The sequence below is a fragment of the Streptomyces sp. NPDC050147 genome (genome assembly GCF_040660195.1).
In the GTDB taxonomy this organism is placed as follows: domain Bacteria; phylum Actinomycetota; class Actinomycetes; order Streptomycetales; family Streptomycetaceae; genus Streptomyces.
Genome location: NZ_JBFALJ010000005.1, coordinates 184,525 through 203,841 on the forward strand (window position 1 = coordinate 184,525; position 19,317 = coordinate 203,841).

Sequence of the window (19,317 nt, forward strand, 5' to 3'; positions counted from 1 at the left end):
TGCCCTGTAGACACCACGACCTGACCGGGAGTACGCCTCCGTGGCCACTTTCCTCTACAAACTAGGCCGACTCGCTTTCCGGCGACGGCACTTCGTCGCCCTGATATGGGTGGCGCTCCTGACGCTCGCCGGAGTCGGCGCCGCGTCCGCGCCCACCGCCGCCTCCAGCTCCTTCTCCATTCCGGGCACGGAGGCCCAGAAGGCCTTCGACCTGCTCGAAGAGCGTGCGCCCGAAGCCAGTGCCGACGGGGCGAGCGCCCGCGTCGTCTTCAAGGCGCCGGACGGCGAGAAGGTCACCGACCCGGGCAACAAGGCCGAGATCGAGAAGACCGTCGCCGCCCTCAAGTCCGGTTCGGACGAGGTCGCGAGGGCCGACAGCCCCTTCCGGACCAAGACGGTCAGCAAGGACGGCTCCACGGCGTACGCCTCGGTCTCGTACAAGGTCACCTCGATGGAGCTGACCGACGACAGCCGTGACGCCCTTGAGAAGACCACCGACCAGGCGCGGGAGTCCGGGCTCACGGTCGAGGTCGGTGGCGACGCGCTGCAGGCGATGCCCGAGACCGGGGCCACCGAGATCATCGGCATCGCGGTCGCGGCCGTCGTCCTCGTCATCACCTTCGGCTCGCTGATCGCGGCGGGTCTTCCCCTGCTGACCGCGCTGATCGGCGTGGGCATCGGCGTCTCCTCGATCACCGCGCTCGCCAGCGCGCTCGACCTGGGGACGACCACCTCCACGCTCGCCATGATGATCGGCCTCGCGGTCGGCATCGACTACGCGCTCTTCATCGTCTCCCGCTACCGCGGCGAACTCGCCGACGGACGGGACCGCGAGGAGGCGGCGGGCCGTGCCGTGGGGACCGCAGGATCGGCCGTGGTCTTCGCCGGACTCACCGTGGTCATCGCGCTTGTCGGCCTCGCCGTGGTGAACATCCCGATGCTCACCAAGATGGGCTTCGCGGCGGCCGGCACGGTGGTCATCGCCGTGCTCATCGCGCTCACCCTGATTCCGGCGCTGCTCGGTTACGCGGGCAAGAAGGTCAAGCCCACGGGCGAGAAGAGCAAGGTGCTCGGCGGCGGCAGGAAGAAGGCCGCGGCCGAGGGCACCGAGGGCGGTGCGGAGCCGAAGAGCAACCTCGGCACGCGCTGGGCACGCTTCGTCGTCCGCCGCCCCCTGACCGTCCTGCTGGTCGGCGTCATCGGTCTCGGCGCCGCCGCGCTGCCGGTCTCCTCGCTCGAACTGGGCCTGCCGGACGACGGTTCGCAGCCGACGTCCACGACTCAGCGCAAGGCGTACGACCTGGTCTCCGACGGATTCGGCCCCGGTTTCAACGGCCCGCTGATGACGGTCGCCGACCTCAAGGGGAGCGACGACCCGAAGGCCGCGGCCGGTGAGATCACCAAGACGATCTCCGGGCTCGACGACGTCCTCTCGGTCGCGCCGCCGACGGTCAACAAGGCGGGCGACACGGCGATCATCAGCGTCGTCCCGTCCTCCAAGCCCAGCGGCATCGAGACCGAGAACCTCGTGCACGCGATCCGTGACGCGGGCGCCGACATCAAGTCCGACACCGGCGCGAGCGTCATGGTCACCGGCACGACGGCCATGAACATCGACGTCTCACAGAAGCTGAACGACGCCCTGCTGCCCTACCTGGCACTCGTCGTCGGTCTCGCCTTCCTCCTCCTGATCGTCGTCTTCCGCTCCATCCTGGTCCCGCTCAAGGCGGCACTCGGCTTCCTGCTCTCGGTCCTCGCGGCCCTGGGCGCGGTCGTCGCGGTCTTCCAGTGGGGCTGGCTCGGCTCGCTCTTCGGTGTCGAGCAGACCGGCCCGATCATGAGCATGATGCCGATCTTCATGGTGGGCGTCGTCTTCGGCCTCGCGATGGATTACGAGGTGTTCCTCGTGACGCGCATGCGAGAGGCGTACGTCCACGGGGAGCGGCCGGGCCAGGCGATCGTGACCGGCTTCCGGCACGGGGCACGCGTGGTCTCGGCGGCGGCGGTCATCATGATCGCGGTCTTCGCCGGCTTCATCGGCTCCGGCGAGCAGATGGTGAAGATGATCGGCTTCGGCCTCGCGATCGCCGTCTTCTTCGACGCGTTCATCGTCCGCATGGCGCTGGTCCCGGCGGTTCTCGCGCTGCTCGGCAAGAAGGCGTGGTGGCTGCCGAGGTGGCTGGACCGCGCGCTGCCGAACGTGGACGTCGAGGGCGAGGGCCTGCGCACGGCCGCCGAGAAGGACGCCGACCGCGCTCAGGACACCGACCGGGAGCCGGCCAGGGTCTGAGCGGGGGCGAGCACACCGCGCTGGGGCGTCAGCTACGACGCCTCAGTGCGGGACGGGGCCGTCTCAGTGCGGGACGGGGGCCGTCGCGTACGTGCGGCGCAGGAAGCGGATGAGCGCCGAAGCCTCGAACTGCACGACTGCCACGCCCTGCGCCGAGTGGAACTCCATGACCGTCTGGACCCGTCCACAGGGCCAGATGTGTACGTCGCCGCTGGTGGCCGGGGCCCGCAGGCCCTGTTCGAGCAGCTGCCTGGCGATGGTCCACTCGTGTGAACCCTCGTAAGACCCAGGGAGGCCGATCCGCACCGAGAGCGGGTCGGCCTCCGGGTCGTACCGGAGGACGGCGGGGACGGCGAGCTGGTCGTCAGGGGAGTCCGTGACGACGTGGGCACGTGCGAACTGTTCTACTGCGGGCATCGCCGAACTCCTCACCGTCACGCTCTTCATCACGCGCCTTCTGCCCTCTAATGTCCCATATATTGCGATTCTTGCTCCAGGTGTGACCGGGATAACTGGGTAGTCAGCGCTCTTGCAAACCGTTCGCAACAGAGCACTATCATTGAACGGTTCGCGAGCGATCCGCTCTGCCTCTCCTCTTCCTGTCCTGCCCAGGAGCGCGCGCATGCATGTCCCCGACGGATTCATCAACGCACCCGTCTCCGCCGCCACCGGGATCATCGCCGCCGGAGCGGTCGCGGTCAGCCTCCGCGGCGCACGGCGCGAGCTGGACGAGCGGACGGCGCCGCTGGCCGGACTCGTGGCCGCGTTCATCTTCGCCGTGCAGATGCTGAACTTCCCGGTCGCCGCCGGGACCAGCGGACATCTGCTCGGTGGGGCGCTCGCCGCGATACTCGTCGGCCCCTACACGGGCGTCCTGTGCGTGTCCGTCGTCCTGCTGATGCAGGGCCTCCTCTTCGCCGACGGCGGCCTGACCGCGCTCGGCGTGAACATCACGGACATGGCCGTCGTCACGACCGTCGTGGCCTATCTCACCTTCCGCGGCCTGGTGAAGGTGCTCCCGCGCACCCGCCGCTCCATCACCGCCTCCGCCTTCGTCGCCGCGCTGATCTCCGTGCCCGCCGCCGCGCTCGCCTTCACCTTCCTCTACGCGCTCGGCGGCACGACCGACGTCTCCATCGGCAAGGTCGCCACGGCCATGGTCGGCGTGCACATCCTCATCGGCATCGGCGAGGCCGCCATCACCGCACTCACGGTCGGCGCGGTCGTCGCCGTCCGCCCCGACCTCGTGTACGGCGCCCGCGGCCTGACCCAGAAGCTCAAGCTCCGCGTCGGCGGCGAACTGGTCGACGCCCCCGCGGCCGAGGAGCCCGCCCCCGTCGCCGCGGCGCGCTCGCACCGCAAGGTGTGGATCGCGGGCCTGGTCACCTCCCTCGTCCTCGCGGGCTTCGTCAGCTTCTACGCCTCCGCGAACCCCGACGGCCTGGAGAAGGTCGCCGCCGACAAGGGAATCGACAAGAAGGCCGAGGAGCACGCCACCTCGGACTCCCCGCTCGCCGACTACGGCGTCAAGGACATCACCGACACCCGCCTCTCCGGCGGCCTCGCGGGCGTGATCGGCGTCGGCGTCACGATCGTCGCGGGCTCGGCGGTCTTCTGGGCGCTGCGGCGTCGCCGTACGACGGACACGGACCCCGCGTCCACAGCCTCGGTCTCCTCCTCCGCCTCCGCCTCCGAGAACACCTGACATGGGCGCGGGCCACGCCCACCGGCTCTACCGGCACGGCCACTCACCCGTCCACGCCCTGCCCCCGCACACCAAACTGGCGGCGGTCTTCTGCTTCGTGCTCGTCGTGGTCTCCACACCGCGCGAGGCGATGTGGGCCTTCGGCCTGTACGCGCTGCTGCTCGGCGCGGTGGCCTACGCCTCCCGCGTCCCGCTCCCGTTCCTCCTGAAGCGGCTGCTCATCGAGGTCCCGTTCGTGGCGTTCGCGGTGCTCATGCCGTTCGTGGCGGAGGGCGAGCGAGTCGACGTACTGGGCATGTCCCTGAGCGTGAACGGCCTCTGGGGCGCCTGGAACGTCCTGGCCAAGGGCACGCTGGGCGTCGCCGCCTCCGTGCTGCTCGCCTCCACCACCGAACTGCGCTCGCTGCTCCTCGGCCTCCAGCGCCTGAAGCTGCCGCCGCTGCTCGTCCAGATCGCCTCGTTCATGATCCGGTACGGCGACGTGATCACGGACGAGATGCGCCGCATGAAGATCGCGCGTGAGTCCCGCGGATTCGAGGCGCGGGGCGTACGGCAGTGGGGCGTCCTCGCGAAATCCGCCGGCGCGCTCTTCATCCGCTCGTACGAGAGGGGCGAGCGGGTGCACCTGGCCATGGTCAGCCGGGGCTACGCCGGTGCGATGCCGGTGATCGACGAGGTCACCGCCTCGCGCGCACAGTGGACGTACGCCTTCGCCCTGCCGGGCGCCGCTCTTGTCGTCTGCCTGCTGGGATGGACCCTGTGACCGCTGCACCCTCTCTCGAAGTGGCCGGACTGGCCTTCGCCTACCCCGACGGGCACCAGGCGCTGTTCGGCGTCGACATGACGGTCGGCCGCGGCGAGCGAGTCGCACTGCTCGGCCCCAACGGCGCGGGCAAGACGACGCTCGTCCTGCATCTGAACGGCATCCTGACGGGCGGCGCGGGCACGGTCACCGTCGCGGGCCTTCCGGTCGGCAAGAAGCACATGGCGGAGATCAGGCGCCGCGTCGGCATCGTCTTCCAGGACCCGGACGACCAACTCTTCATGCCGACGGTGCGCGAGGACGTGGCGTTCGGCCCGGCGGCGGCGGGGATGCGCGGCCCGGAGCTGGAGGCCAGGGTCCACAAGGCCCTCTCCCAGGTGGGCATGGCGGAGTTCGCGGACCGCCCGCCGCACCACCTCTCCTTCGGCCAGCGCAGACGCGTCGCGGTGGCGACCGTCCTCGCGATGGAGCCGGAGATCCTGGTCCTCGACGAGCCGTCCTCGAACCTGGACCCGGCCTCGCGCCGCGAACTGGCCGACATCCTGCGCTCGTTGGACGTGACGGTCCTGATGGTCACCCACGACCTCCCCTACGCCCTCGAACTCTGCCCCCGGGCCCTGATCCTGAGCGAGGGCGTGATCGCCGCGGACGGCCCGACGGGCGAGCTGCTCGGCGACGAGGACCTGATGGCGGCACACCGCCTTGAGCTGCCGTTCGGCTTCGATCCGAAGACGGCCGACACGACTCGAAAGGCCCCTAGCGGCAGCGCCGGCCAGACCGACTGGTGACGCGGCTGCCTCAGCTAGTAATTCCGCATGTGCGTACGGGTACTTGTGGGGCGAAAGTGACGGGGGTTGTGGCATGGCGGGGAATCGTCCGGCGGATTGGCATGTCCTGGACCTGGACAAGGACCCAACTCCCGGCGATCCGGACCGGGTCCGGAACCTGGCCAAGAACTTGCACGACTTCGCCGACGACGTGTCGAAGGTGCTGCGGGACATCAAGGGGATGGCGGGTGAGGATGCGATCCTGACGTGGGCGGGCAAGACGGCGGAGTCCTTCACGGCGGAGTTCGAGGACGCGCCGGGCAAGTTGAAGAAGCTCAAGAAGAGCTACGAGATGGCCGGCGACGCCCTGTCGACGTACTGGCCGGAGCTGGAACGCTCCCAGGCTTTGGCGGACAAGGCATTGGCCCAGGGGCGCGAGGCCCAGACCAGCCTCTCCGCCGCGCAGTCCCGGCTGACCTCGGCCGACTCCTGGATGGACCGGGCGGGCAAGGAAGCCGACAAGTACAAGGACGACGACGGCACCAAGGCCGGCAAGGACGTCCCGAAACCCGACCCGGACAAGGTCAAGGCCGCCACCCGCAACGCCGACTCCGCCGAGAAGGCCCAGACGGCCGCCAAGTCGGACGTCTCCGCCGCCAAGAGCAACCTCGATGCCGCGAAGAAGATGGCCGAGGACGCGCGCAAGATGCGCGAGAACGCGGCCGGTACGGCGAAGAAGAAGCTCGAAGAGGCCTCCGACGCCGGTATTCAGAACCGCAAGTGGTGGGAGGAGGTCGGCGACTGGGTCACCGACAACTGGGACACCATCGTCGCCGTCTGCAAGGTCGTCGTGGCCGTGCTCGGCGTCATCGCGCTAATCGTCGGCGGTCCCATTCTCGGCGCGATCGTCCTCATCGCCGCCCTCGTCGTCCTGGCCGACACCCTCAACAAATACGCCAACGGGGAAGCAGGGCTGCTCGACGTCGCCTTCGCCGCCCTGGACTGCATCCCCGGCATGGAGGCCCTCACCAGCCTCCGCGGCCTCGCCAAGGGTATGAAGGGCCTCAAGGGAGGCCTCAAGGGCCTTAAGTCGGCCCGGAGTGCGCTCGCCAGTGGTGCGAAGGGCACGTACAACCGGGTAAAGAGCAAGATCAAGGGTTGTGGTGACCCGGTGGACGTGGCCACCGGGCAGATGTTCCTCGAGGGGACGGACATCAGGCTCCCGGGCACCTTGCCGCTGGCCTTCACCCGCCGTGTCGCATCCGGCTATCGCACCGGTGGGTGGTTCGGGCCGAGCTGGGCATCCACCATCGACCAGCGCCTGGAGATCGACGAAGAGGGCGTTGTCCTCGTCACCGAGGACGGAATGCTGCTGGCTTACCCACACCCCGCGGGACCCGAGGCTTGCGTGCTGGCCGACTCCGGCCCGCGCCGGCCGCTTGTCCGGCTGGACAACGGCGGCTACCAGGTCACAGACCCGGTCACCGGTCGTCGCCGCCAGTTCTCCTCACCCGTCGATGGGGTGGCACTCCTGGAAAGAGTGGCCGACCGTAACCACAACACCATCGACTTCGACTACGACACGCAGGGCACTCCGCTGGGGATCCGCCACTCCGGCGGCTACCACCTCGCCCTGACCGTTGAGGACGAGCGCGTCACCGCCCTGACTTTGGTCGGTGCGGGAGACGACTGCTCGGACATCATGGTCAAGCGATACGGCTACACCGACGGCAACCTCGCCTCAGTCACCAACTCCTCCGGCATTCCGACGCGGTTCACGTATGACCAACGGCTGCGCATCACGTCGTGGGAGGACTCCAACAGCAGCTGGTACAGCTACACGTACGACGAGCAGGACCGGTGCGTCGCGCAGAGCGGCATGGCCGGGCATCTGGCCCACACTTTCGCGTACGACGTGACCGACCCAGCGTGGCCCGAGTGCCGTGTCACGGACGTCACCACGGCCGCGGGTGCCACTTCGCGCTTCGTCATCGATGACCGCTGCTTGGTCGTCGCGGAGACCGATCCGCTCGGCCACACCACACTCCGGACCTTCGACGCACGCGACAAGCTGGTTTCCACCACCGATGGTCTTGGCCGCACCACCGCTTACACCTGGGACGAATGCGACAACCTCACGCTTGTCGAACAGGCCGACGGGACCCGCACGGAGATCGCTTACAACAACCTCGGCCAGCCGGTCGACGTGCATGAACCCGGCGGCCTGGTCTGGCGCCACACCTACGACGAGCGGGGCAACCACCTCACCACCCTCACCCCGGCGTCAGCGCTCACCCGGTTCGCCTACGACGAAACGGGCCACCTGACCGCGGTGACGGACCCGCTCGGCAGCACTGTCTCGGTCCGTTGCGATGCGGCAGGTCTGCCGGCTGAAACCATCGACGCACTGGGCGGAACGACCCGCTACGAGCGCGACGGCTTCGGCCGTCCGGTCAAGGTGACCGACGCGACGGGCCTCAGCACGTCCATGGAGTGGACGGTCGAGGGCAAACTGTCCCGGCGGACCACAGGGGACGAGGGGACGGAGTCGTGGACGTACGACGGAGAGGGAAACTGCACGACACACACCGACGCCATGGGCGGCGTATCGGTATTCGAGTACACGCACTTTGACCTGCTGTCGGCCCGTACTGGGCCGGACGGCTCCCGGTACGTCTTCGAGCATGATGCGCAGCTGCAACTGCGTAGGGTGGTCAATCCTCTCGGACTGGCGTGGAGTTACGAGTACGACTTGGCCGGACGGCTGATATCGGAAAGCGACTTCGACGAGCGGCGGCACGACTACACCCATGACGCGGTCGGCAGGCTGACAGCCCGGACCACTCCTTCCGGTGACACGATCAGCTTCGAACGAGATGTGCTGGGGCGCGCGGTGGCCAAGAACGCCGCAGGCGTGGTCACCACCTACACGTACGACGCAATGGGCGATCTGATAGGCGCTCGCGGCCCGGACACAGTGCTCACGCTGGAACGTGACCGGGAGGGCAACATCACTTCGGAGACGGTCAACGGCCGCACCTCGAGGTACACCTACGATGCGCTCGGGCGCCGCACCAGCCGTGCGACGCCGTCCGGTGAGGTGAGCACCTGGGTCTACGACGCCGCGGGCAACCGCATCGCGCTGTCGACGGCGGGCCGCCGACTGAGCTTCACCCACGATGCGGGCGGCCGGGAACTGTCCCGTCGGATCGGCGAGGGCCTCACACTCACGCAGAACTACGATCCTCTGGGCCGCATGACCCGACAGGAACTTGCCGGTCCGGCCGACCGGAGCATCCAGCACCGCACCTACACCTATCGCCCGGACGGCTACCTGGTCGGAATCGACGACAAGCTCAATGGATCCCGCCGCTTCGACCTGGACCCGGTAGGCCGGGTCACCACCGTTCGCGCAGCGGGCTGGTCCGAGAGCTACGCCTACGACGCGGCCGGAAATCAGACCCAAGCCTCCTGGCCCTCCTCCATGCCCGGCCAAGAAGCAGTTGGCCGGCGGACCTACACCGGCACCCGCATCCGCACCGCGGGAGGCGTCCGCTACGAACATGACGGAGCGGGTCGCATCACGCTGCGCCAGAAGACCCGGATATCCCGGAAACCGGACACCTGGCGCTACACGTGGGACGCGGAGGACCGGCTCACCGCAGTGGTCACCCCGGACGGGACGCGGTGGCGGTATCAATACGATCCGCTGGGGCGACGCACAGCGAAGGAACGCTTGGCCGTGGACGGTGAAACTGCGGTCGAGCAGGTGGACTTCACCTGGGATGTGACCAACCTGTGCGAACAGACCAGTCACGCCCCGGACAGCGCGGAAGCGGTCACTCTCACTTGGGTCCACAACGGGCTGCACCCTTTGACCCAGACCGAGCGCAAGATGACGGTCGATGCGGGCGCAGCTGACCAGCAGGAGATCGACTGCCGCTTCTACGCCATCGTCACCGATCTCATCGGTACCCCCACCGAGCTTGTGGACGAGCAGGGCGACATCGCGTGGCGTACCCGCACCACGCTCTGGGGCACCACAGTCTGGAATCGCGACGCCACGGCCTACACGCCACTTCGCTTTCCCGGCCAGTACCACGATCCTGAGACTGGTCTCCACTACAACTACTTCCGGCACTACGACCCGGAGACGGCCAGGTATCTCACTCCTGACCCTCTCGGCCTGACGCCCGACCCGAACCACGCCACCTACGTACATAACCCCCACACCTGGGCCGACCCTCTCGGCCTGAGCCCATGCGACGAGATTCTTCCTGAGGGCTATACGTCGTCGCCCGCACTGCAGAAGGACCCGTACCACCCGGATGCGGTAAAGAAGCGGAGTGACGCGAACAAGGAGCTCTACGCTGCAACACCGGCGGACAGGGCGGCGGAGCTCGGTTACAAGACAAGAATTCCGACTCAGCGGGCGCCTTTCGATTCGCATGGGCAAGAGGTGTTCTCAAACGGCAAGAAGTACATCTCGCCTGACGTCGACGGCCACAACGTCTCCGACGGATGGAAGATGTTCAACAGAAAGGGCCAGAGGATCGGCACCTATGACGCAGACCTCAATTACCTCAAGGAATGACGGCTTCTCGATCCAGGTGGCTTCCGAGCCCTCGCCGGGAGAGGTGGCTGCAGGTACTGGCGCTGTCGGCAGGATTTCGGTGGGTGATTTCGAAGAAAGCTTTGCGATGGATCTCTCCTACTGGAGCGTGACGGACTACCAGGAAAGCTGGATGAGCGCCCTGGCTGTCCTTGACGGTGGGACTGACTCCACTTCGTGCCTAATTTCCTCGATCACTGATCCGGCGAACAGTAACTTTGTGTTCTGCTGGCCGATATACCGAGAAGGGGATGACGTGTACGTCCAGAATTCGATCATCTTCTTGGAGGAGTTGACCGGAGATTTCATTCCGAAGGAGCCTTGGCGCTCCGTGGAGCCGCGCAGCACGGTGGACGAGGACGGAAACAACATCTCTGAATGGAAGACGAGTATGGGCGCGGTCAGAGAGTTTCTGTCCGTGGCTCGTTGAGTGACGAGGGGTGAAGGTCCAGTTCGGCACGGACCGTTTTGCCGAAGGGTGGGCGGTCGAGTACTGCCCACCGGTCGGCCAGCGCCTCGACGAGGAGGAGCCCTCGGCCGCCCTCCGACCGGGGTGGTGGGGTGGCGTCTGTGCCGGGGCCGTCCGGGCGACGCTCGCCGCGTGGGTCCGATACGTCGATGCGGAGAGTGCGCGCGTCGAAGGTGAGCCGCAGCTCGAAGTCACGTCCCGGAACGTGGCCGTGCGTCACTGCGTTGGCGGCGAGTTCGGCCAAGAGCAAGGCGGCGGTGTCCGAGGTGTCGGAATCGTACGGGATGCCCCACGCGTCGAGCCGGTGCAGGGCGAGGTGACGGGCCAGGCGGGCGCCGCGCGGCGTGGAGCTGAATCGCTGGGCGAACACACGCACGGTAACCGGCACTTGGGGAGTTGAGCTGGGCGTCATGGCCCCAAAATGGCCGCCTGCGGGTTCCGCGCACCAGGTCAGCGACTAGCACTCTGCGTCAGAGTACTAGTACGGAGCGTAGACAGGGCTGGCAACTGTCCGTAACCATGGGCTGGTTGGGAGCGGTTCGCGGGGCAGGCGCAACGGAGGTGTCCTCGTATGACGGACGGTGCGGGCGGGTCGCCGGGCTGTAGTGAGCCGGAGGTGTCGGACAGTCTGAGGACGTTCGGCGAGGTCTTCAAGGCCTTCCGTAGACGGGCGGGCCTGACCCAGGAGGAGTTCGCCGAGTCGGTCGGGTACTCGGTTCAGACGGTCGCCAAGATCGAGCAGGGGCGTCGCTTTCCACAGCCGGACTTCGTGGAGCGGGCGGAGGAGCTTCTGGACGCGTTTGGCGCGCTGCGGGGTGCGGCGCGGCATCTTTCGCGACAGCCGGGGTTGGCCAGTTGGTTCCGGCAGTGGGCGAAGTTCGAGGCGGAGGCGGTGAGTCTGTACACGTACGAATGCCGGGTGGTGCCGGGCCTGTTGCAGACGGAGGCCTACGCGCGGGCGGTGTCGTTCAGTGTGCCACCGCTGCCGGACGAGCAACAGTTGGGGGAGCGTGTCGCTGCGCGGCTGGCACGACAGGACCTCCTTGCGACATCCCGTAAGCCGCCTACGGCGTTCAGTTTCATCGTGGAACAGGCGGTACTTGAGCGGCATACGGGCGGGGCTGAAGTGACCCGGGAGCTGTATGACCGCCTGCTGGGCGTCATCGAACGGCACTGGAACGTGGAGTTCCAGCTGATGCCGTTGCGGCAGCCGGTGCATGCGGGGCTGGATGGGCCACTGCGGCTGGCTGAGACGGTCGAGAATCACTGGTTCGGCTACTCGGAAGGACAGGAGAACGGTCGCCTCATCACTGACGTGAAAGAGATCAGCCGCCTCCATCAGCGCTATGCCAAGATGCGTTCACAGGCCCTGACACCCGAGGATTCGCTGGGCCTGTTGAAACGATTGCGAGGAGCGCTATGAACACGTCCGAACTGGCCTGGTTCAAGAGCAGTTACAGCGGCTCGCAGGGCGACGACTGCATCGAGGTGGCCCTCTCCTGGCGCAAGTCCAGCTACAGCAGCGGCAGCGAGGGCGACTGCGTCGAGGTTGCCACGTGCCCCGAGACGGTCCATGTGCGGGACTCCAAGGTGCAGTACGGCCCGCAACTCGCGGTCACCGCAGGGACGTGGCGGCGTTTCCTGTCGTACGCGACGGCAGCGCTATGAGCACGTTTGATCTGGCCTGGTTCAAGAGCAGTTACAGCGGCTCCGAGGGCGACGACTGCGTCGAGGTGGCCCTTTCCTGGCACAAGTCCAGCTACAGCAGCGGCAGTCAGGGCGACTGCGTCGAGGTCGCCACGTGCCCCGAGACGGTCCACGTGCGGGACTCCAAGGTGCAGCACGGCCCGCAACTCGCCGTCACGGCCGGGACTTGGCGGAGCTTCCTCTCGTACGCGACGCAGGACTAACACCGCCGAAGCCCTAACCCGCGTGCAGCATCAACCCGATCCCCGCCACCATCAACCCCGCCGCCACCAGCCTCGGCGCCCCGAACTTCTCCTTGAAGAAGACCGCCCCGATCCCCGCCCCCACGATGATCGACGACTCCCGCAGCGCCGAGATCGGCGCGAGGTCCGCCTTCGTCTGGGCCCAGAGGACCAAGCCGTACGCCGCCACCGACAGGGCCGCACCCAGCAGCCCGACCCCCGCGAACGGCCGCAGCCGCCCCACCAGTTCGCCCCGCCAGCGGTACGCCGCGTACACCGGAATCGCGAGGCCCTCAAGGATCATCAGCCACGCGATGTAGCCCAGGGAGGAACCGGACGCCCGGACGCCGAGGCCGTCCACCACCGTGTACGCCGCGATCGAGACGCCCGTGGCGAGGGCCGCGCCGATCGCCGCCCAGTCGGGGCGTCGGCCCGAGCCGCGTATGCCCCAGAGGGCGAGGCCCGTCAGGCCCGCGCAGGAGACCGCGACGCCCGCCGCCTGCCAGCCGTCCGGGATCTCGCCCGCGAAGACCGCGGCGAGGACGGTCACCACCAAGGGCGCCGTACCGCGCGCGATCGGGTACGCCTGGCCGAAGTCGCCGAGCTTGAACGACTTCATGAGCAGGGCGTAGTAGCCGATGTGGATGAGGGCCGAGACGATCAGGTACGGCCACGCTCCCGCCGCCGGTATCGCCGCGAACGGGGCGATCAGCAGGCCGATCAGCAGCCCGCCGCCCGATATCAGCGTAAAGCCGACCAGCTTGTCCGTGATGTGGTGCGCGATCGCGTTCCAGCTCGCGTGCGTGACGGCGGCCAGCAGGACCGCCGCCGTGACCACCGGCGTCACTTGTCGAGCTCGCGCACGTCCACCAGAGTGCCGTTCGCATGGCTGATCAGGACCTTGGGCGCCATGGGGAAGACCGCGTACGGAGTGCCCGCCGCCGCCCACACCACGTCGTGGGCGAGGAGGGAGGGGTCCGCGAGGACGCGGGTCTTCGTCGCATGACCGAAGGGCGGTACGCCGCCGATCGCGTACCCCGTCGTCGCCCGGACGACGTCCGCCTTCGCGCGCGTCACCTTCGCCGCGCACAACTCCCACCGCACGCGCTCCAGGTCGACCCGCGAGGCGCCGTCCATCAGGACGAGCACCGGGACGCCGTCCGCCGCGAAGATCAGGGACTTGCAGATCTGGCTCAGCTCGCAGCCGATGGCGGCCGCGGCCTCCTGGGCGGTACGGGCTCCCTCCGGGAAGGTGCGGACCTCGCCGACCAGTTCAGCGAGGCCGAGCTCGTCCAGTGCCGCGGCGAAACGGGGGTGGGCGGGGGAATCTGTAGCGCTCATGCCCGGCACGCTAGCGGTCTGTGTACCGGGCACGCGACCGTGTATCCGCATATCGGACAGACGGTAACGACCAGAGCGAGTCGCCTACTTGTCCGCCAGGAACTACTTGTCCGCCAGGAACATCGCCCGCACCAGCGGCCCCGCCGAGTCCCCGCCGTGCCCGCCTTCCTGCACCACCGCTCCCGCGGCCAGGTCACCGCGGTACGCCGTGAACCATCCGTTGGGCTTCTTCTGGCCGTCGACCTCCGCGGAGCCCGTCTTCGCGCCCATGTCGGAGCCGAGGCCCGACATCGGCTTGACGGCCGTTCCCGCCACCGCCGTGTAGTGCATCAGGTCCCGCAGCGCCGAAGCCGTCGCCCCCGACATCTTGCGGGGCGCCGTCGCGAGCGTGCGCTTGTCGACGTCCGGGGAGACCAGGTACGGCTGCTTGAAGGTGCCCGACTTCACCGTGGCCGCCACCGACGCCATGTTCAGCGGGCTCATGCGCACCCCGCCCTGACCGATCAGCGAGGCGCCCATCTGCGCGTCGCTCTGCACCGGGATCGCCCCGTCGAAGGACGGGACGCCGATCGACCAGTTGTCGCGGCCGAGGCCGAAGACCTCCTGCGCCTGCTTGGTCAGGGAGTCGTCCTGGAGCTTCTCGGCCTGGCTGATGAAGGCCGTGTTGCAGGATCGGGCGAAGCTCGCGCGGAACGTGCCGTTCTTGATCTGGAACTTGTCGTCGTTCTGGAACTTCCAGCCGCCGTACGTCACGTACTTCGGGCACGGGTGCTTCTTGTCGACGCCCGCGAGCTTCTTCTCCAGGAGCAGGGACGAGGTGACGACCTTCATCGTCGAGCCGGGGGCCAGCGAACCCTGGAACGCGATGTTGAAGCCGGTCGGCTTCGAGTTGGCCGCCGCCAGGATCTCGCCCGTGCTCGGCTTCACCAGGACGACCGACGCCTGCTTGCGCTTGCGCGTCTCCTTCTCCGCCGCCGCCTGGAGCGAGGCGTCGAAGGTGGTCTTCAGAGTGCCGGGAGTGCCGGGGGAGAGCGTGAGGAGCGTCTTGTCGGGCGTCGCCTTCGCGTCGTCCTTCGTCGTCGCCGACTTCTCGGCGTTCTTCGCGCTGTCCTTGCGCACGACCCGCAGCTCCACGCCCGCCTCGCCGCCGGCCTTGTCACCGAACTTCTCGCGCAGGCTGTCGAGCACCGTGCCGAGCGAGGGGTACTTCGCCGCCGTCAGCTCGCCGCCGTCCCGGTCCACCGCCTTGATCGGCGGGTCCCCGGCCGCACCGGTGACCAGGCGGTCGCCTTCCTTCAGGTCCGGGTGCACGACGGAGGGCTGCCAGCCGACCAGCGTCTTGCCGTCGTGCTTTCTTCGTACGACGGTGAGCTCGGAGTCGTACGCGAAGGGCTTGCTCTTTCCCTCGTACGAGACCGTGGACGTGACCGAGAACGGCACCTTCGCGCCCGAGCGCTCGCCCGGCGTCAGCCGCACCTTCGTGAGGTGGGAGTCCTTGGCGTACGCGGTGAGGGCCCTCTTCGCCGTCGCCCGGTCGTCCGTGAGCGCCGCGGCCCCCGCGACATCGCCCTTCTGCCACGCGGCGAGGAAGTCCCGTGTGGTGGCGCGCACCTCGGCGGCGGTCGGCGGGCCCGAGGCCACCGGCTTCTCGTCGACCGTCGGTCCGTCACCGGACGAGCCGCCGATCAGGCTGTACGCGGCGATGCCCACGCCGCACACGATCACGGCGGCGGCGCCGCCGAGCACACCCGGGTGCACCTTGGCGCTCTTCGCGTCCGATGTGCCCGTGATGTTCCTGATTCCCTTGCGCTCGCTGGCGCGCCCTCGCTTACCCACTGACCCTCCGCAGATCCCAGAGCCCACGCACCGGAAGGCCCCACACTAGGCGGCTTTCCTGAGCCCCCCGACCAATCACCTCAACTGCCGGCGGCAAGTACCGCGGCCACGACAGGACCGGCCGCGTCGCCGCCGTGGCCGCCCTTCTCCACCACCGCCGCGGCCGCCACGTCACCGCGGTATCCGGTGAACCAGCTGTTGGGCTTCTCCTGGCCGGTGACCTCCGCCGATCCCGTCTTCGCGCCGATGCTGCCACTGAGCCCGGACATGGCGCGGGCGCCGGTGCCGCTGACCGCCGTGCGGTTCATCATCTGGCGCAGCTGCTGCACCGTGGACGCGGGCAGGCCGCGTGCCTGGGCCAGCTTCCGGGCGTCCAGTGACGGGTCCACGATGACCGGCTGCCGGAAGACTCCCGTCATCGCCGTCGCCGTGACCGACGCCATGTTGAGCGGGTTCAGCTGCACCTGGCCCTGGCCGATCATGTTCTGCGCGCGGTCGGGGCCCGGGGACGCCGGGACCGAGCCGTCCACCGTCCGGACGCCCACCTTCCAGTCGAGGCCGAGGCCGAAGCCGTTCCGCGCCTCTTCGGTGAGGGACGCGTCCGTGACGCCGTCCTCGTCGACCAGCTTCACGAACGCGGTGTTGCACGAGCGCGCGAAGCTGTCCGCCAGGGTCGCGTCCTCGTTCGGGGCGAGACCGGGGAGGTTCTGGATGGTGTTGCTCTGCCAGGTCGCGGTGGACGGGCAGGGCGCGGGGCCGCTCGCCTTCGTCACGCCCTTGTCGATGAGCATCGCCGCCGAGACGATCTTCATCGTCGAGCCGGGAGCCAGCCGGCCCTCGAGGGCCGCGTTGAACTCGTCCGCCCGGTGGTTGGCCACCGCCAGGACCTCGCCGGAGCTCGGCTGCACGGCGACGACGGAGGAGTCCGGGCGCTGGGCCACCGCTTTCTCGGCGGCGCGCTGTGCCGGTGCGCTCAGTGTCGTTTTCAGCCGCCCCGCCTTGCCCTTGGCGAGCGTGAGGAGCGTCTCGGTGCCCGCGTCCTCGTCCGCGCGGCGGACGTAGAGCTCGACGCCGGGTGTACCGCCCAGCTTCTCGCCGTACTTCGCGCGCAGCTGGTCGAGGAGCGGGCCGAGCGAGGGGTGGTCCTTCTCGTCCAGGACCGTGCCGTGCCGGTCGACGGCCTGGACGGGAGGCGCGGCGGCCTCACCGGTCGCCAGCGTGTCGTCCCTCTTCAGGTCCGGGTGGACGACCGAGGGGTCCCAGTCGACGAGTGCGCGGCCCGTCGCCTTGCCCCGGACGACGGTCAGTTCGGAGTCGTACGCGAAGGGCTTGCTCTTCCCCTCGTACGACACCGTGGCCTCGACCGAGAACGGCACGGTCGTGCCGGTGGCCTTGCCCGGCGTGAGTCTCACCTTCGTCAGGTGGGCGTCCTCGCGGTAGCCGGTCAGGATCTTCGAGGCCACTTCCGCGTTGTTCGTGTAGTGCGAGGCCTGCTCGGCGTCGCCCTTGGCCCACGCGGCGAAGAACTTCTTCGTGGTCTCGCCGACCTCACCGCTCGTCGGCGGCCCGGTCCTCACCACCTCGGGACCCGCCCCCGGTGGACCGCCGCCCCCGGTCACGCCGTTCACCAAGTTGTACGCGCCGTATCCCGCGCCCCCGACCATCACGGCGAACACGCCGCCCACCAAAGTGACCTTTACCCCTTTGCGCATTCCGCGCCCCCTCCCCAGGAGCCCTCCCGAATGTGTGTCCGGAAGGGTGGTTCGCACCGAACTTTAAGCGGAGGAGGTGACGTACGAGGGAGCTGTTATCCGAAGGTGTCTCAAGTGCCCACTACATGGACGTTTCTAGACCCAGGTGTCCAGAAGCATGCGGGCCCGCCAGGAATCGATGGGAATGGCCTGGCCGGTGTAAATGGGCCAGAACCAGATGAAGTTCCACAGGATCAACAGCACCAGGACGCCCGAAGCCGCGGCCCCCACGACCCGCCGCCGCTCGCTCGACCCGGGCGGGCCGAGAATCGCGCCGATCATCATCGCGACGGCCAGGCACAGGAACGGCACGAAGACGACGGCGTAGAAGTAGAAGATCGTCCGCTCCTGGTACATGAACCACGGCAGATAACCCGCCGCGATCCCGCACACGATCGCGCCCGCACGCCAGTCCCTGCGGAACACCCACCGCCACAGCACATAGAGGAGCGCGAACGCCCCCGCCCACCACAGCATCGGAGTGCCGAGCGCCAGGACCTCGCGGGCGCACTTCTCGGCGGTGCCCGACGGGCAGCCGTCCTTGCCGGGCAGCGGTGACTCGTAGAAGTACGAGACGGGCCGGCCGTCGACGATCCAGCTCCACGGGTTCGACTGGTAGGTGTGCGGCGAGGAGAGCCCCACGTGGAAGTCGTAGACCGCGTGTTCGTAATGCCACAGGCTGCGCAGCCAGTCCGGCAGGAACGTCCAGGAGCCGCCCTTGCCGTCCGTGGCCGCCCAGTTGCGGTAGTAGCCGCCCGTGCCGTCCGTCGGGGAGAGGATCCAGCCGAGCCAGGACAGGACGTACGTGCCGAGCGCGACCGGCACCGTCGAGACGAACGCCGGGAACACGTCCCGCTTCAAGGCCGCGCGGTAGGGGCGCTCGGCGCCCGCGACGCGGCGGGCGCCCACGTCCCACAGGACGGTCATCAAGCAGAAGAAGACCATGATGTACAGGCCGTTCCACTTGGTGCCGAAAGCGAGCCCCAGGCAGAGACCGGCCGCCCAGCGCCACGGGCGCCAACCGAGCCGCAGCCTCTCGGCGACGCCCGCGTCCGGGCGCACGATCCCGTCCTCGTCCATCGGCAACGCGGTCGCCAGCTTCTCCCGCGCCTTGTCCCGGTCGATCAGGAAACAGCCGAACGCGGCGAGCACGAAGAACATCAGGACCTGGTCGAGCAGCGCGGTGCGGCTCATCACGAAGTGCAGCCCGTCCACCGCGAGCAGCCCGCCCGCCAGACAGCCCAGGAACGTGGAGCGGAAGAGGCGCCGCCCGATCCGGCACAGCATCAGCACCGACAGGGTGCCGAGCACCGCCGTCATGAAGCGCCAGCCGAAGGGATCGAAGCCGAACATCCACTCGCCGACGCCGATGACGTACTTGCCGACCGGCGGATGCACGACGTACGCGGCGTCCGTGGGGATCGTGATGTTCGACCCCTGCTCCAGGACGGAGTCGTTGACCTTCTCCGGCCAGTTGACCTCGAAGCCCCGGTGGATCAGTGCCCAGGCGTCCTTGGCGTAGTACGTCTCGTCGAATATCACGGCGTTCGGGCTGCCGAGATTCCAGAACCGCGTGAGCCCCGCGACCAGCGTGATCAGCAGCGGGCCGATCCAGCCCGACCACCGGACGAAACGGTCGGCGTAACTCTTCGGCATGCCGATCGACGCCCACAGCCGCGGGCTCGGCTCGGTGTACGCGGGCACGAGCCGGGCCCGGACGTCGGCGGTGGGACGCGCCACATAACCGAAGCGGCGCAGCCTGTGCTGCCACGACGGCTGCTGCTCCTCGGCTGCCTGGCCCTGGCGGGTGTCCGGGGAAGACGCGGTACTGGTCACCGCGCCATCGTAGGGAACC

General features: G+C 68.4%; 16 protein-coding genes. 9 read left to right on the forward strand and 7 right to left on the reverse strand.

Going from position 1 to position 19,317, the window contains the following annotated elements; genetic code table 11:
* The first annotated feature begins 40 nt into the window (after window positions 1–40).
* The gene (locus tag AB0I94_RS11065) at window positions 41–2,290 is read left to right on the forward strand and encodes an MMPL family transporter (protein ID WP_363309190.1); all 2,250 of its coding nucleotides are present in this window, start codon (window positions 41–43) and stop codon (window positions 2,288–2,290) included.
* 63 nt (window positions 2,291–2,353) lie between these two features.
* Here AB0I94_RS11065 and AB0I94_RS11070 read toward each other — a convergent pair whose 3' ends face one another.
* Window positions 2,354–2,707 carry an SsgA family sporulation/cell division regulator gene (locus AB0I94_RS11070; protein WP_363309191.1) on the reverse strand — a complete coding sequence of 118 codons (354 nt, stop codon included), beginning with the start codon at window positions 2,705–2,707 and terminating at the stop codon, window positions 2,354–2,356.
* Window positions 2,708–2,912: 205 nt separating this feature from the next.
* Here AB0I94_RS11070 and AB0I94_RS11075 point away from each other — a divergent pair, with 205 nt between their 5' ends.
* From AB0I94_RS11075 to AB0I94_RS11095, 5 genes are all read left to right on the forward strand, one after another.
* Window positions 2,913–3,995: an energy-coupling factor ABC transporter permease gene (locus tag AB0I94_RS11075; RefSeq protein WP_363309192.1), complete on the forward strand. Its 1,083-nt coding sequence runs from the start codon at window positions 2,913–2,915 to the stop codon at window positions 3,993–3,995.
* A 1-nt stretch (window position 3,996) separates the two neighbouring features.
* Complete coding sequence (gene cbiQ / locus AB0I94_RS11080) at window positions 3,997–4,758, forward strand: cobalt ECF transporter T component CbiQ (protein ID WP_363309193.1); 762 nt, start codon at window positions 3,997–3,999, stop codon at window positions 4,756–4,758.
* Window positions 4,746–5,546, forward strand: coding sequence for an ABC transporter ATP-binding protein (locus tag AB0I94_RS11085; RefSeq protein WP_363309194.1), 801 nt, complete (start codon window positions 4,746–4,748; stop codon window positions 5,544–5,546). The genes cbiQ and AB0I94_RS11085 overlap by 13 nt, the downstream gene beginning before the upstream one ends.
* A gap of 73 nt (window positions 5,547–5,619) precedes the next feature.
* Window positions 5,620–10,119 (forward strand): DUF6531 domain-containing protein, encoded by a 4,500-nt coding sequence (locus AB0I94_RS11090; RefSeq protein ID WP_363309195.1) that lies wholly within the window; start codon window positions 5,620–5,622, stop codon window positions 10,117–10,119.
* Window positions 10,088–10,567 carry a hypothetical protein gene (locus AB0I94_RS11095; RefSeq protein ID WP_363309196.1) on the forward strand — a complete coding sequence of 160 codons (480 nt, stop codon included), beginning with the start codon at window positions 10,088–10,090 and terminating at the stop codon, window positions 10,565–10,567. Before AB0I94_RS11090 ends, AB0I94_RS11095 begins: the two co-directional genes overlap by 32 nt.
* Here AB0I94_RS11095 and AB0I94_RS11100 read toward each other — a convergent pair.
* Entirely contained in the window at window positions 10,539–11,018 is a 480-nt protein-coding gene (locus AB0I94_RS11100; protein WP_363309197.1) for an ATP-binding protein, read from the reverse strand. The genes AB0I94_RS11095 and AB0I94_RS11100 overlap by 29 nt on opposite strands.
* A 159-nt stretch (window positions 11,019–11,177) precedes the next feature.
* Here AB0I94_RS11100 and AB0I94_RS11105 point away from each other — a divergent pair, with 159 nt between their 5' ends.
* From AB0I94_RS11105 to AB0I94_RS11115, 3 genes are read left to right on the forward strand one after another with little or no spacing between them, the layout of a single operon-like run.
* Window positions 11,178–12,029, forward strand: coding sequence for a helix-turn-helix transcriptional regulator (locus AB0I94_RS11105; RefSeq protein ID WP_363309198.1), 852 nt, complete (start codon window positions 11,178–11,180; stop codon window positions 12,027–12,029).
* Window positions 12,026–12,274: a DUF397 domain-containing protein gene (locus tag AB0I94_RS11110; protein WP_363309199.1), complete on the forward strand. Its 249-nt coding sequence runs from the start codon at window positions 12,026–12,028 to the stop codon at window positions 12,272–12,274. The genes AB0I94_RS11105 and AB0I94_RS11110 overlap by 4 nt, the downstream gene beginning before the upstream one ends.
* Window positions 12,271–12,516: a DUF397 domain-containing protein gene (locus tag AB0I94_RS11115; protein WP_363309200.1), complete on the forward strand. Its 246-nt coding sequence runs from the start codon at window positions 12,271–12,273 to the stop codon at window positions 12,514–12,516. The genes AB0I94_RS11110 and AB0I94_RS11115 overlap by 4 nt, the downstream gene beginning before the upstream one ends.
* A gap of 13 nt (window positions 12,517–12,529) precedes the next feature.
* On the opposite strand, the gene AB0I94_RS11120 is transcribed toward AB0I94_RS11115, so the two are convergent.
* The 5 genes from AB0I94_RS11120 to AB0I94_RS11140 all read right to left on the reverse strand — a co-directional run bounded on the left by AB0I94_RS11120 (window position 12,530) and on the right by AB0I94_RS11140 (window position 19,298).
* A complete protein-coding gene (locus AB0I94_RS11120) occupies window positions 12,530–13,381 on the reverse strand; it encodes a DMT family transporter (protein ID WP_363309201.1) in 852 nt (283 codons plus the stop codon).
* Window positions 13,378–13,875 (reverse strand): YbaK/EbsC family protein, encoded by a 498-nt coding sequence (locus tag AB0I94_RS11125; RefSeq protein WP_363309202.1) that lies wholly within the window; start codon window positions 13,873–13,875, stop codon window positions 13,378–13,380. The genes AB0I94_RS11120 and AB0I94_RS11125 overlap by 4 nt, the downstream gene beginning before the upstream one ends.
* A gap of 102 nt (window positions 13,876–13,977) precedes the next feature.
* A complete protein-coding gene (locus tag AB0I94_RS11130; RefSeq protein WP_363309328.1) occupies window positions 13,978–15,621 on the reverse strand; it encodes a penicillin-binding transpeptidase domain-containing protein in 1,644 nt (547 codons plus the stop codon).
* 170 nt (window positions 15,622–15,791) lie between these two features.
* Window positions 15,792–17,423 (reverse strand): penicillin-binding transpeptidase domain-containing protein, encoded by a 1,632-nt coding sequence (locus AB0I94_RS11135; RefSeq protein WP_363309203.1) that lies wholly within the window; start codon window positions 17,421–17,423, stop codon window positions 15,792–15,794.
* A 135-nt stretch (window positions 17,424–17,558) separates the two neighbouring features.
* Window positions 17,559–19,298: a phospholipid carrier-dependent glycosyltransferase gene (locus AB0I94_RS11140; RefSeq protein ID WP_363309204.1), complete on the reverse strand. Its 1,740-nt coding sequence runs from the start codon at window positions 19,296–19,298 to the stop codon at window positions 17,559–17,561.
* Window positions 19,299–19,317 lie beyond the last annotated feature (19 nt).